We start from the raw sequence: 12,860 nt of genomic DNA, 5'->3' as shown, positions 1-12,860 counted from the left end.
TCGAGCGTCTCCCGTGCCCGCCGCAGGGCTCAGTCGACCACCGTCCCGGCGGTCACCACCGCTCGCAGCTCGCTGACGTCGATCGAGCCGGTCGGGACGTCCCGCTCGATCGGGAAGTACATCCGTTGCACCGCGGCCACGATGGCCTCCACCACCCGGTCCCGGAACCGGGGGTCGATCAGGCGGGTGCGGTCCGTCGGCGAGGTGAGATAGCCGACCTCCACCCGGACCGCCGGCATGCGGGTCAGTCGCAGCAGATCCCACGCCTTGGCGTGGGTACGGCAGTCCCGCAGCCCGGTGCGCGCGACGATCTCCCGCTGCACCAGCCCGGCCAGCCGTTCACCGGTCGCCGAGGTCACCCCGTTGTTGGTGCCGTAGTGGTAGGTCGCCACGCCGTCCGCGTCCGGGTTGGCGTGCCCGTCCAGGTGCAGCGAGATGAACACGTCGGCGCCGAGTGAGTTGGCCAGTTGCGCGCGGTCGGTGTCCGGCAGGCAACTGTCGGGAGCCGGGCCCCGGGTGAGCTGCACCCGCACTCCGGACGCGGCGAGCCGCCCCTCCAGCCGGCTGGCGAGGTCGTGCATCAGGTCCGCCTCCGTCCAGCGCAACGACCCGTCCGGCACGACCACCCCCGGGTCGGTGCCACCGTGGCCGGGGTCGATGACCACCGTCTTGCCGACCAGCGCCGGCCCGGACTGCCGGATCGCGTCGGACTCCCGTAGCCACTGGGGGCGGCCACCGACCACCTTCCGGCCGATCCGGCGCAGCGCGTTCATGGTCTGCGGTCCGCAGGAGCCGTCGGGGGTGAGCCCGACCTCGCGCTGGAACTGGGCCACCGCCCGGGAGGTCCGGATGCCGTAGATGGCGTCCGCCCGGCCCACGTCGTACCCCATTTCCAGGAGTCGCTCCTGGAGCGACCGCACGTCCTCGCCGGTGAGCGGTTCGGGCACCGCGTGGTAGAGGGTGCGGGCGCCGAGCCGCCACCGGGCGGCGTCCAGGGCCCCCCACGTCTCCGTACCGACCCGGCCGTCCACGCTGAGCCCGCGGGACTGCTGGAACGCGCGGACCGCGCGTTCGGTGTCGAGGTCGAACTCGTCCAGGTGTGGGCTGGCGGCGGACGCCAGCAGGTCGAGGCCGGTGAGGATGGTACGGATCTCCGTGACCGCGGGTCCCCGGTCACCGGGTCGGATCGGACGCACGCACGACCCCCTCTGCACGACGCTGGCTGGCCGGGCGGCCCAGGCTTGAGGCTATGCGTTCCGGGGCTGCGAGGTGGCTCGGGCTGGAAAAACGGGCGGCGGCGTGGCCCCGGAGAACAGCGAACCCCGCACCCGATGACGGGTACGGGGTTCGGTGACGTTCCTGCTGGTCAGAGCGCCGATTCGATGAGCCGGACCAGCTCGCCCTTCGGCTTGGCGCCGGCGATCGACTGCACCGGCTGGCCGTTCTTGAAGACGGTGAGCGTGGGCACCGACATCACCCGGTAGGCGCGGGCGGTCTCCGGGTTCTCGTCGATGTTGAGCTTGACGATGGTGACCTGGTCACCCATCTCGCGGGCGATCTCCTCGAGCAGCGGCGACACCTTGCGGCAGGGGCCGCACCACTCGGCCCAGAAGTCCACCAGCACCGGCTTGTCGGCCTGCAGCACGTCAGCGACGAAGCTCTTGTCGGTGACCGCCTTGGTTGTTCCCACTATGCCCCTCCTCCGGGATGTGTTCGATTTTTCAGCTGAGCGTCGCGATGAACCGTTCGGCGTCGAGCGCGGCGGCACAGCCGGTGCCGGCCGCGGTGATCGCCTGACGGTAGGTGTGGTCGACCACGTCGCCAGCGGCGAAGACGCCGGGCACGTTGGTCCGGGTGCTGGGGGCCTGGACCTTCACGTAGCCCTCGTCGTCCAGCTCGACCTGGTCGCGGAAGAGTTCACTGCGGGGGTCGTGACCGATGGCCACGAAGACGCCGGTCACGTCCAGCACCTTGGTCTCGCCGCTGTGCACGTTGCGGACCCGTACGCCGGTGACCTTGCCGTCGGCGCCCAGGATCTCCTCGACGGTGCTGTTCCACTCGACCTTGATCTTCTCGTTGTTCAGCGCCCGGTCAGCCATGATCTTGCTGGCCCGGAACGAGTCGCGCCGGTGGATGATGGTGACCGAGTCGGCGAAGCGGGTGAGGAAGCTGGCCTCCTCCATCGCCGAGTCGCCGCCGCCGACGACCACGATGTGCTGGTTGCGGAAGAAGAACCCGTCACAGGTGGCGCACGAGGACACGCCGTGGCCGAGGAACTCCTGCTCGCCGGGCACGCCCAGCGGACGCCAGGCCGAACCGGTGGAGAGGATGACCGAGCGGGCCCGGTAGGCGGTCTCGCCGACCCAGACGGTGCTCACCGCGCCGGAGCCCGCGTCGCCGGTGTCGACCAGCTCGACCCGGGTCACGTCGTCGGTGAGGAACTCGGCGCCGAACCGCTCGGCCTGCTTGCGCATGTTGTCCATCAGCTCGGGGCCGAGGATGCCGTCGGCGAAGCCGGGGAAGTTTTCCACCTCGGTAGTGGTCATCAGCGCGCCGCCCGACTGCACGCCCTCGATGATCAGCGGCTTCAGGTTGGCGCGTGCGGCATAGACGGCCGCCGTGTAACCGGCCGGCCCGGAGCCGATGATGATCAGGTTGCGGACCTCGTCCACTGCCGTCTCCCGAGTTGTGTGTGTCGGCGTCGGCGCACGCACCGATGCTGATCCGAGTGCCGACGCCTGGAGGGTGCCGGCAGGTGACTTCCAGAACGTCATCGTACGAACCGGGGATTCCCGAGCCGGACATCCGGTGGGTCAGGTCACGCCGACGCCCAGGGCGCCGGGGACCGCAGATTCACCCTACCCGCGCCGAATACCGGCTGTCCGAGCCGGACCCGGGGACGCCACACTCCGGGCCGCTCACCCAGGCCCAGCGGGCCCCCGCCGCGTCGGTGAACCGGATGACCAGTGCCGGTTCGCCCCGGAACCCCGCGTAGTCGATCACGTCGACGACCAGCGGGGCGGATCCGTGCTCCGCCGCAACGTCGGCCAGGCAGGTGGTCAGCGCGGCCTCGTCGGTCAGCCTGGCCAACGGGCTCAGCCCGCCCGACGTCGCCGCCGTTCGCTGGTCCTTTTCGGCGTCCATCCCAGGCTGCCCTGAGAAGACGCTACTGCCGCCGCCCCGTAGTGGGGACGGCACACCCGTCGGGTTGCCGAGGGTCTGCGGCGTGTAGTTCGTACCGCTGTGCAGGGCCGGCCCGGTGGTGCGGACCGCGCCGGCGGCCGCCGCGCTCTCGGGCGCGCTGGCCGGTTGGTTCAGGGCACTCGTGCCGGCGGTGTCCGAGGAGTTCGTCGAGAGTTGGGTGAGGCCCAGCCCGACCGCGACGACGGCGACCGCCGCCACGGCCACCGGAGCGGCACGCCGGGACCACCTGCGCCGACCGCGACCCGGGCCGGTTCGCGGGCCGCGTGCCGACTCCGCCGGGGAGGGGCCGGCGGGCCGACGACCGCTTCCGCCCTGTGCGGGCACTACCGGTGTGGTGACGTCGGCTTCCGGCTCGACGTCGGCGGTGTCCGCGTCGGCCGAGGTGCCGTTCCGTGCGGGATCCGCCGCGGCCAGCGCTGCGGTGAGTCGGTCGGCGACCGCTGGCGGCAGCTCCGGGGCGGGCTCGGCCCACCGGGCCAGGTCGGCGCGGACCTCGGTCACCGCGTGGGCCAGCAGCGCGTACGCCCCGGCCCAGACCGGGTCCGTGTCGACCAGCCGAGCGACCTCCGCCTGCTGCGGGGTGCCGTCCAACGCCCCGCCGAGGTAGTCAGCGAGCAGGTCGTCGTCGACCTCCCTGTACCCCTCGGTCGTCACGTGTCCTCCTGATTGGCGTCCCGCCGGTACCGGCCCGACCCCGATCCGACGCCCTCCACCGGGCGTGGGTTCCCCTGCGTGACGCCGGGCACGTCCGTGACCGATCCGGACGGCTCCGGGCGGACCGCGGCCGCTGCCGTGCGGAGGTGCCCGAGAAGCACCGCCAGCCGGGCCCGACCCCGGGCGCACCGGCTCTTCACCGTCCCCTCGGCGACGCCGAGGATGCGTGCCACCTCGGCGACCGGATAACCCTGCAGGTCCACCAGAACCAGGGCGGCACGTTGCTCGACGGGCAGGGCGGCGAGCGCCTCCCGGACCACCAGCGCGGTGTCATGGTCCTGCGCCGGCGCGGCCGGCTCCACCCCGGGGGTGCCCGACCCGTCCGCGGCGCGGTTGCCGTCCGGCAGCGGAACGGTGGGGTGCGCCTGCCGGCGTCGGATCCGGTCCAGGCAGGCGTTCACCACGATGCGGTGCAGCCAGGTGGTGACGGCGGAGTCACCGCGGAACCGGCCAGCCGCCCGGTGCGCGGACAACAGCGCGTCCTGGAGGGCGTCGGCTGCCTCTTCCCGGTCACCGAGCGTCCGCAGGGCCACCGCCCAGAGCCGGTCCCGGTGCCGACGGAACAGTTCGGCGAAGGCGTCCCGGTCTCCGCTGACGTGGGCGCGCAGCAGCTCCAGGTCCGTTGCGGCGTCGCGCCCGTCCATCACCGCGTCCAGCGGATGCGGTGCCTGCTGTCTGGTGCCCGGCTCACGACCCCTGGACCGTGATCTCCTGCACCCCCAGCTTGAAGCCACCCTCGGCCGGAGGCAGTTCGGTGATCCAGAACAGCAGGTACTGGTATTTCGTGTCCGCGTCGAAGCCGTTGAACGTCATGGTGGTGCCGTCGTGGTCCTCGAACGGCTGCCCGATGTGGGTCTTGTAGCTCGCGACCAACTGCTTGTCGCCGCTGGAACTCGACGGCGGGTTGGCACTGCCGGCGAGGAGTTCGGCGGAGGCGCCGGTAGCGGAGAGCACCGCCTGCACCGACTTGACGCTGTGCGGCTCGCCGAGATCGAGCCAGACGCCCATGCCCTTCTTGAGGTTGCCGAAGTTGGGCCGGTCCCGGTACGTCTCCGTCTCCCAGCCCTTGTCCTCGTCACCGTCGATGACCTTGTCGGCGCCGTCGACCTCGCTGCGGTTCTTGCTGTCCGGGTCGATGATCCGGACGCCCTGCACGGCCAGCTTGCGCACGGTGGCGGCGGCCGGGGTGGCCTCGCCGGCCGGGGCGCTGGCGGTGGGAGCGGCCCCCGCGTTGCCCTTCGGGTCCTCGTCGTCGCCGCCCAGGGCGCTGATCCCGATCAGCAGACCGACCAGGGCGACCGCCAGCAGACCGGCGATGCCCACGGCGACCTTGCGACCACCGGCCGCGGCCAGCGGGGACGGCTCGTCCTCGGTCTCGGCGGCGAACCGCAAGGGCCCGCTGTTGTCGAGGTAGTGCTCCTCCTCGGCCGGCACGTCCAGTCGGGCCAACTCGGCCGCGAGAACGTCCGACGAGGGCGGGGCGATCTCGGCGTCGAGCAGGTCCATGGTCAGGTCGTCCAGGTACGCGGGCACGCCGGCCCGGACCTGGCGGGGCGCGGCGATGCCGCCGCTGGCGTCCCGGACCGCGTCCGGGATGGCGGCCCGGCCGTGACCGGCGGTGGCGCCGTGCAGCGGTGCCTCGGCGTGCGGCCAGTGGCCGGTCAGGGCGAAGTAGAGGACCCCGCCGACCGCCCGGATGTCGTTCTCCTGGCTGTCGGCGCCGTCGGTGCGCGCATCGGCCAGCACCACGCGGCCCTCGTCGCTGATCATGACGGTGCCGGGGTGCACGTTGCCGTGCACCATCCCGGTGGCGTGCACCGCGGCGAGCGCGCTGGCGACGGCGTTGCCGATCGCGGTGGCCCGGGCCGGGTCCAGCGGGCCCTCGGCCGCCAGGTCGCGCAGCGACTGCCCGTCCACCCACTCGCGCACCACGTACGCCCGCTCGGCCTCGTCGATGGCGTCGTAGACGCCGACCAGGTTGGGGTGGATGACCCGGCTGGCCGCGACGGCGGCCTGAAGCATCTCGGTGGCGGAGTCGCCACCCGGGTAGCGCAGCACCACCGCGACGGGACGGCGCAGGATGACATCGACCCCACGCCAGACCAGCCGACCCGCGCTGTCGTTGTTGATGTGCTCGACCAGCTCGTACCGCTCGGCGAGGATCTCACCGGCCGTGGGAGCACCGAAGGTCATGAGCGGCGGAGCGCTCTCGTCCGCCTCCTGACCCTCGCCGACCTGGGTCACCCGTCCTCCCTCGGTGATCGTGTCGATCGATGGACCCGCACTGCTGGGCATGTGGCTTCCCGCTCTGCCGTCGAAGGAACCGGCCGACCGGTGTCGACGCGCAGCGTCGGCGCCTGCCGTACCCGTCGAGAGCGACCTTACCCGGGTTGCCCGTCTCTCCGACATGTCATCTTCCCGCCGTACCCGGCGGGGTGCCGGGAGTCGGAAGAGTCGTCCGGTTACGACCGTTGTCAGCCACGTTGCTGGCACATGTACTAGCCAATCTACGGCTTCACCGCAAGTGACCGACGCCGGGGCCGGCCCAGGTGCGCGCCGCCGCCAACAGGCGTGTTCCCGCCGATCGGTCCGACACGCTCAGCCGTACGGTCAGTTATCCACAGGCGAATCGGTGGCTGACCGGCGAATCGCGGGGTTATCCACAAGTGCATCCCCAGGCTGGTGATCCACGGTCACGATCCGTGTGGATATTCGCCCTCCGCGACCGGCGGCTACCGCTCAGCGACCGATCCGGCGGCGGACCATGCCGACCACCTCGGTGATCTCCCCGATCCGCAGGAGCATGGCCAGACCGAGGTACGTACCGCCGATCACCGCTCCGCCGATCACCAGCTGGATGACGGCCTGGGTCCAGCTCGGCGTGTCGCCGCCGGGCAGCAGGTTGACCGCGAGCAGGCCGACCAGCGCGGCGCCGAGCGCGGCGACCAGGACCCGGCCCAGGGTGCGCATGATGTTGCCCAGCCCGATCCGGCCGACCCGCGGACGGAGCAGCCAGGCGGAGCCGATCGCCGCGGCCAGATACGAGACAGCGTTACCGATCATCATCCCGGCCGCCGCGAAGTGGGCGGCGAACGCGGCGAACAGCACGATCTGCACGCCGATCCGCAGCGCCACGACCGGAATGTTGATCAGCGCCGGGGTGCGGGTGTCCGGCAGGGCGTAGAAGGCGAAGGTGAAGAGCTGGCTGATCGCGAACGGCACCAGGGCGAGCGCGGCCAGCAGCAGTACGAGCGAGGTGTCGGCGGCGTTCTCGTCGCTGAACGCGCCGTAGCGGAACAGCACGACCGCCAGCGGGGTGGCCAGCACGGCGTAGCAGACGGCGATCGGAGCGAGCACCGCGGAGACCGTCCGGGTGCCCCGGGACAGGTCGGCGGCCACGTCGGCGTACCGGCCGTCGGCGGCGGCGGCGCTCATCCGGGGCATCAACGCGGTGATGATCGAGACGGCGATGATGCCGTGCGCCATCATCAGCAGCAGGAAGACGTTGTTGTAGATCAGGGCGCCGGCGTCCCCGTCGCCCGCCCGGTTGAGCAGGTTGAACAGCACGATCAGGCCGACCTGGCTGACCGCCACGTAGCAGAACATCCAGCCGCCGAGCCGGCCCAGCTCACGCAGGCCGAGCGCGCGGAAGTCGAACCGGAGCTTCCACTGGAAGCCCACCCTGCGTAGCGCCGGCAGCAGGCCGGCGGCCTGGATCGCGACACCGAGCAGGGTGCCACCGCTGATCAGGAGGATCCGGCCGGTGGTCATCTGCTCCGGCCGGACGATCTCCGCACCGAAGATCGCGATGTAGAGCCCGGCGGTGGCGATCACCACGATGTTGTTGAGGATCGGTGCCCACATCGGGGCGGCGAAGTGCCCCCGGGTGTTGAGTACCGCGCTGATCAGCGCGCTGAGGCCGGTGAAGAAGATCATCGGCAACATCAGGTAGGACAGGCTGGTGACCAGGTCCTGGTAGTCCGTTCCGCGGTTGTCGCTGGTGTAGAGCCTGGTCAGCAGCGACGCGGCGGCCACCGCGACCAGCGCGGCCGCGGCCAGGGTGACCACCGCCAGGGTGAGCAGCCGCTGGGCGTACGCCTGGCCGCCGTCGGCGTCGGCCCTGCGCCGGCGGACCAGCACCGGGATCAGCACGCTGGTGAGGATTCCGCCGAGGAGGAACTCGTAGACCATTCCGGGCAGGATCTGCGCGGTGGTGTAGGCGTCACCGACCAGCGCGCCACCCAGCGCCGCGGTCAGCACCAGCGTGCGGAGGAAGCCGGTGCCCCGGCTGACCAGGCTGCCGATCGCCATCACCGCACTGTTGGTCGCGGCGCTCGCCTCGCCCACCTGTTCCTGCGGTGGCGCGGTCGACTCCATGGCCGGCTGGTTCAGCGGCTCGGCGGAGATGAAGGTGGCGCCGTCCCCCGGCCCCAGGCCGGCTCCCGCACCGCCGCCCTGCGCGGCGTTCGCGCTGCGGTAGAGCCCGCCGCTCATCTCCAGCCTCCCAGGGGGTACGTCGAGCCGGGCACCGACCCGCACGTCACAGACCTTAGTCAACCGGTACCCGTTACCCGCGCCCGGCGGAGGGGATGCCGACCGGGCCCGATAGGCTGGCGATCCCATGTCCGAAGCCTCCGCTCCCCACGCCGCCGACCGCCGCGAACTCACCGCCGCGCAGCGCAACGCCGTCGCCGAACTGCTCCGGGTCTCCCCGGTCGCCGACGAGTTGGGCCGCCGGTTCGTACGCGCCGGTCACGAGCTGCACCTGGTGGGCGGTTCGGTGCGGGACGCGCTGCTCGGCCGACTCGGCGACGACCTGGACTTCTGCACCGACGCGCACCCCGACGAGACGCTGCGGGTCATCAAGGGCTGGGCCGAGTCGATCTGGGAGACGGGCCGGGAGTTCGGCACCATCGGCGCCCAGCGCGACGGCCTCCGGCTGGAGATCACCACCTTCCGCGCCGAGTCGTACGACCAGGTCACCCGTAACCCCGTGGTGGTCTACGGCACCAGTCTCACCGAGGATCTGCGGCGGCGCGACTTCACCATCAACGCGATGGCGGTCAGCCTGCCGGAGCACCGCTTCACCGACCCGCACGGCGGGCTGGACGATCTCTCGGCGAAGGTCATTCGTACCCCCGCCGATCCCCGCGAGTCGTTCGGCGACGACCCGCTGCGGATGCTGCGGGCCGCCCGGTTCGCCGCCCAGCTGCGCTTCGCCGTGCACCCGGACGTGCACACGGCGATGAGCCGGATGGCCGCCGACCTGGACCGGATCACCGCCGAGCGGATCCGTGACGAGTTCACCAAGCTGCTCTGCGGCGCCGACCCGATCACCGGGCTGCGGCTGCTGGTCGACACCGGGCTGGCCGAGCGGTTCCTGCCGGAGCTGACCGGGCTCAAGCTGGAGATCGACGAGCACGCCCAGCACAAGGACGTCTACGAGCACACCCTGACGGTCGTCGAGAACGCGGTCTCCTTCGAGGAGGAGGGCGGCTGCGACTTCATCCTGCGAATGGCCGCCCTCATGCACGACGTGGGCAAGCCGGCGACGAAGGCGGTCGGCTCCGACGGCCGGGTCAGCTTCCACCACCACGAGGTGGTCGGCGCCCGGCTGACCAAGGCCCGGATGAAGGCGCTGCGCTACCCCAAGGACATCACCGCGAAGGTGACCGCGCTGGTCGCGCTGCACCTGCGCTTCTACGGGTACGGCCGGGGCGAGTGGACCGACTCGGCGGTACGCCGCTACGTCGCCGACGCCGGTGACCTGCTACCTCGGCTGCACAAGCTGACCCGCTCGGACTGCACCACCCGCAACCGGCGTAAGGCCGCGCAGTTGGGCGCGGACTACGACGCGCTGGAGGATCGGATCGCCCGGATCGCGGCCGAGGAGGACCTGGCGCGGGTCCGCCCGGACCTGGACGGCAACGCGATCATGGAGTTGCTCGGCGTACCGCCGGGGCCGGTCGTGGGGCGGGCGTGGAAGCACCTCAAGGAGCAGCGCCTGGAGCACGGCCCGCTGGACCGGGACGCCGCGGAGGCGGAGCTGCTGCGCTGGGCCCGCGCCGAGGGCCTGATCTCCTGATATGCCGACGGGCGCCACCCCCGAAACCTGGGAGCGGCGCCCGTCGGCGTACGGCGTCAGCGGGTCTCGACGGCGGTCCCGTCCACGGCCGTGGTGCCCTTGCCGGTCGTCGTGCCGTTGCCGCCCGCGCCGGACGCCGAGCCGAGCCGGGCGAGCAGGCCGGCCAGGTCGATCCCGGTCAGGTCACTGCCGAGCTGCAACCCCTGGGCCACGTTGCCGGCCACCGACTTCGTCAGAGACGAGGCGCCGTCGGTGGAGATGACGGTCATCTTGTCGATCGCCCCGATCGGGGCGCTGGCCGCCTCCACCACCTGCGGCAGCACCTTGACCAGCAGGTCCAGCACCGCCGCCTCCCCGTACGCGGCGAAGGCTTCCGCCTTGCGTGCCATCGCGTCCGCTTCGGCCTGGCCCTTCGCCAGGATGGCCGCCGCCTCGGCCTGACCCTCCCGCTCCACCGCCTCGGCGATCGCGGAGCGCCGGCGCTGCTCGGCCTCGCCCTCCTTGGCGCCCTCGATCGCGTTCGCCTCGGCGAGCGCGGCCCGTCGGGCCCGCTCGCCCTCACCGGTGAGCCGCGCCTGCTCGGCGGAGGCCTGGGCGGCGGCGATGACCGACTGCCGCTGCGCGTCGGCGTGCAGCACCGCCGCGGCGCGGGACGCCTCGGCCTCCTGCTCCACCTTGTACCGGGCCGCGTCGGCCGGCTTGCGCACCTCGGTGTCCAGTTGGCGCTGCTTGAGTTCGGCGTTGCGCTCGGCGACCTTCTGCTGCTCGGAGAGGATTGCCTGGTCCCGCTCCGCCTGCGCGAGCGGCCCGGCCGCCGCCGACTTCGCCTTCGCCGCGTCGATCTCCGCCTGGATGCCGGCCTGCTTGAGGGACAGGTTCCGGTTCGCCTCGGCGATGGCCTCCTCGGCGAGCAGCCGCTCCTGCTCGGCCTGTTGCCGGGCCCGCGCCTCGGCGATCGCCGCGTCCTTGAGGACCCGGGCGGCCTCGGGCCGACCCAGGTCCTGGAGGTAGGAGCCCTCGGCCAGGATGTCCTGGAGTTGGAACGTGTCCAGCACCAGACCCTGGTTGGTCATCGAGTGCTCGGCCTCCTCCGCCACCGCGCTGGCGAACGCCGCCCGGTCCCGGATGACCTCCTCGACGGTGAGCCGACCGACGATCGAGCGCAGCGCACCGGCCAGCACCTCCCGGGTGAAGTTGTCGATCTCGTCCTGCTGGTGCAGGAATCGCTGGGCGGCGGCGCGGATCGCGTCCTCGGTGCCGCCGACCTTCACGATCGCCACCCCGTGCAGGTCGGTGCGGATGCCCTGCTTGCTCACCGCGCCCCGGATGCCGACGTCGATCCTCCGGCTGGACAGGTCGAGTGACTGGAGCTTCTGCACCACCGGCAGCACGAAGACCGAGGCGCCCAGCACCACCTTCTGGCCGGACATGTCGGTCGACCGGCCGCCGTCGGCGGTCTGTGTGGTGCGGCCCTTGCGGCCGGTCACGATGAAGGCCTCGTTCGGGCCGGCCACCTTGATCCGGGAGAGCACGAAGAACACCAGGACGAGCACGAGGAGTACCGCGCCGCCGATGGCGATTAACAGGGGCATGAAGGGTCCCGTCTGCGAGAAGGAGTCAGTAGGTCTCGACGAGCACGCTGGTCTCACTGAGCGCCTGCACGACGAAGACCTGGGCGCCGACCGGGATCGGCTGGTCGGCGCGGGCGTTGAGCTTGACCGGCTGACCGGCGACGCGTACCCGGACCTCGCCGTAGCCGTCGACGGGCACCGGGGTGACCACCAGGCCGAGCGCGCCGACCAGGTCGTCACGGGTGGGGGTGGGGTCGGTGCGCATGTTCCGGGCCGCCCGGCTCAGCCGGGACGCCAACCAGCCGGTGGGCACGGCGGCGATCAGACCGCCGGCCGCCGCCCCCGCGACCATTCCGGGTGTACGCGCACCGAGTAGCTCGTTGACGATGGCCGCGCCGAACCCGAACGCCCCGGCGAAGCCGGCGACCGTTTCGAGCCTGATCGGCCCGTCCACGTCGCCATGCCCGAACTGGAAGAGTTCGGTGCCGAGCAGGGCGAGCGCCAGCACGCCGACACCCGCCCCGCCGATGATGAGAAAGATGAGCGTCCCCGTGGCCACGACCTGCACGGTATCGATGTGGCGCAACGTTCAACCATCCATCCCGACGCGAAGATGATCTACCGAGGCCGGTCGGGCGGCCTTGATCGAAAAGGGGGCAGCGCCACCGGACGTCGGCGAGTTATCTCTCTGCGCCGCCGGCCGACCGCCGGCCTGGCGAAGGAGTCCGCAGCAGGGACAATGGGCCGATGCGCTGGACCGTCCTCGACTCACCGATCGGCGAGTTCTCCGTGGCCACCGACGGCACGAGCGTCTGCGGCGCCCACTTCGGCCGGGTCGAGGCCGCCGGCGAGGAGCCCGAGGACGCGCTGTCCCGCCGGGCCGTCGCCGAGCTTCGGGCGTACTTCGCCGGCGAGTTGACCGCGTTCACCGTCCCGGTGTCGGCACCGCGCGGCTCCGACTTCGAGCGGGCGGTGTGGCGGGAGATGACCCGCATTCCGTACGGGGAGACTCTGACGTACGGCGAGGTGGCGCGACGTGTCGACGATCCCGGGGCGGCACGGGCGGTGGGCGTTGCCTGCAACCGCAACCCGGTGCCCGTGATCGTGCCGTGTCACCGGATCGTCGGCGCGGGCGGCAAGCTGGTCGGCTTCGGCGGCGGGCTGCCCCGCAAGGTCAAGCTGCTGGAGCTGGAGGCCGGGGTCGCGCTGCGACACGCCTGGAACGGGCTCTGACGAGGGTGCGCGCGTTACGGCTGTCGCCGTACCTGGAGATGGTGGGCTGAACG

At 71.9% G+C, this 12,860-nt stretch carries 11 protein-coding genes; 2 read left to right on the top strand and 9 right to left on the bottom strand.

Annotated elements, in window-relative coordinates; genetic code table 11:
• Positions 1 to 29 precede the first annotated feature (29 nt).
• The 7 genes from EAD89_RS13110 to murJ all read right to left on the bottom strand — a co-directional run bounded on the left by EAD89_RS13110 (position 30) and on the right by murJ (position 8,412).
• Entirely contained in the window at positions 30 to 1,196 is a 1,167-nt protein-coding gene (locus EAD89_RS13110; protein ID WP_121654159.1) for an N-acetylmuramoyl-L-alanine amidase, read from the bottom strand.
• A gap of 170 nt (positions 1,197 to 1,366) precedes the next feature.
• Positions 1,367 to 1,690 carry a thioredoxin gene (gene trxA, locus EAD89_RS13105; protein ID WP_030331849.1) on the bottom strand — a complete coding sequence of 108 codons (324 nt, stop codon included), beginning with the start codon at positions 1,688 to 1,690 and terminating at the stop codon, positions 1,367 to 1,369.
• A gap of 31 nt (positions 1,691 to 1,721) precedes the next feature.
• Positions 1,722 to 2,672 (bottom strand): thioredoxin-disulfide reductase, encoded by a 951-nt coding sequence (gene trxB, locus EAD89_RS13100; RefSeq protein WP_121654158.1) that lies wholly within the window; start codon positions 2,670 to 2,672, stop codon positions 1,722 to 1,724.
• A 181-nt stretch (positions 2,673 to 2,853) separates the two neighbouring features.
• On the bottom strand, positions 2,854 to 3,858 hold the full coding sequence (locus EAD89_RS13095; RefSeq protein ID WP_121675895.1) for a hypothetical protein: 1,005 nt from the start codon (positions 3,856 to 3,858) through the stop codon (positions 2,854 to 2,856).
• Entirely contained in the window at positions 3,855 to 4,562 is a 708-nt protein-coding gene (gene sigM, locus EAD89_RS13090; protein WP_121675894.1) for an RNA polymerase sigma factor SigM, read from the bottom strand. The genes EAD89_RS13095 and sigM overlap by 4 nt, the downstream gene beginning before the upstream one ends.
• Positions 4,563 to 4,605: 43 nt before the next feature.
• On the bottom strand, positions 4,606 to 6,213 hold the full coding sequence (locus tag EAD89_RS13085; RefSeq protein WP_121675893.1) for a protein kinase family protein: 1,608 nt from the start codon (positions 6,211 to 6,213) through the stop codon (positions 4,606 to 4,608).
• Positions 6,214 to 6,657: 444 nt separating this feature from the next.
• Positions 6,658 to 8,412, bottom strand: coding sequence for a murein biosynthesis integral membrane protein MurJ (gene murJ / locus EAD89_RS13080; protein ID WP_121675892.1), 1,755 nt, complete (start codon positions 8,410 to 8,412; stop codon positions 6,658 to 6,660).
• A gap of 127 nt (positions 8,413 to 8,539) precedes the next feature.
• Here murJ and EAD89_RS13075 point away from each other — a divergent pair, with 127 nt between their 5' ends.
• Positions 8,540 to 10,003 (top strand): CCA tRNA nucleotidyltransferase, encoded by a 1,464-nt coding sequence (locus tag EAD89_RS13075; RefSeq protein ID WP_121675891.1) that lies wholly within the window; start codon positions 8,540 to 8,542, stop codon positions 10,001 to 10,003.
• Positions 10,004 to 10,059: 56 nt separating this feature from the next.
• Here the strand turns inward: EAD89_RS13075 and EAD89_RS13070 are convergent, their stop codons facing one another.
• Both EAD89_RS13070 and EAD89_RS13065 read right to left on the bottom strand, forming a co-directional pair.
• The gene (locus tag EAD89_RS13070) at positions 10,060 to 11,595 is read right to left on the bottom strand and encodes a flotillin family protein (protein WP_121654152.1); all 1,536 of its coding nucleotides are present in this window, start codon (positions 11,593 to 11,595) and stop codon (positions 10,060 to 10,062) included.
• Between the two features lie 25 nt (positions 11,596 to 11,620).
• On the bottom strand, positions 11,621 to 12,142 hold the full coding sequence (locus tag EAD89_RS13065) for a hypothetical protein (protein WP_233578615.1): 522 nt from the start codon (positions 12,140 to 12,142) through the stop codon (positions 11,621 to 11,623).
• Between the two features lie 179 nt (positions 12,143 to 12,321).
• Here EAD89_RS13065 and EAD89_RS13060 point away from each other — a divergent pair, with 179 nt between their 5' ends.
• Positions 12,322 to 12,807, top strand: coding sequence for a methylated-DNA--[protein]-cysteine S-methyltransferase (locus EAD89_RS13060; protein ID WP_121675890.1), 486 nt, complete (start codon positions 12,322 to 12,324; stop codon positions 12,805 to 12,807).
• Positions 12,808 to 12,860: the final 53 nt, after the last annotated feature.

The organism is Micromonospora sp. BL4, assembly GCF_003667505.1.
GTDB lineage: Bacteria > Actinomycetota > Actinomycetes > Mycobacteriales > Micromonosporaceae > Micromonospora.
Note: the sequence above shows the minus strand (reverse complement) of the source record. Positions and strands in the feature narration are given on the sequence as shown.

Excerpts from the sequence above, each read along its gene's own strand:
- EAD89_RS13075 (WP_121675891.1), top strand. The coding sequence starts at position 8,540 with ATGTCCGAAGCCTCCGCTCCCCACGCCGCCGACCGCCGCGAACTCACC.
- murJ (WP_121675892.1), bottom strand. The coding sequence starts at position 8,412 with ATGAGCGGCGGGCTCTACCGCAGCGCGAACGCCGCGCAGGGCGGCGGT.
- sigM (WP_121675894.1), bottom strand. The coding sequence starts at position 4,562 with ATGGACGGGCGCGACGCCGCAACGGACCTGGAGCTGCTGCGCGCCCAC.
- EAD89_RS13085 (WP_121675893.1), bottom strand. The coding sequence starts at position 6,213 with ATGCCCAGCAGTGCGGGTCCATCGATCGACACGATCACCGAGGGAGGA.
- EAD89_RS13060 (WP_121675890.1), top strand. The coding sequence starts at position 12,322 with ATGCGCTGGACCGTCCTCGACTCACCGATCGGCGAGTTCTCCGTGGCC.
- EAD89_RS13070 (WP_121654152.1), bottom strand. The coding sequence starts at position 11,595 with ATGCCCCTGTTAATCGCCATCGGCGGCGCGGTACTCCTCGTGCTCGTC.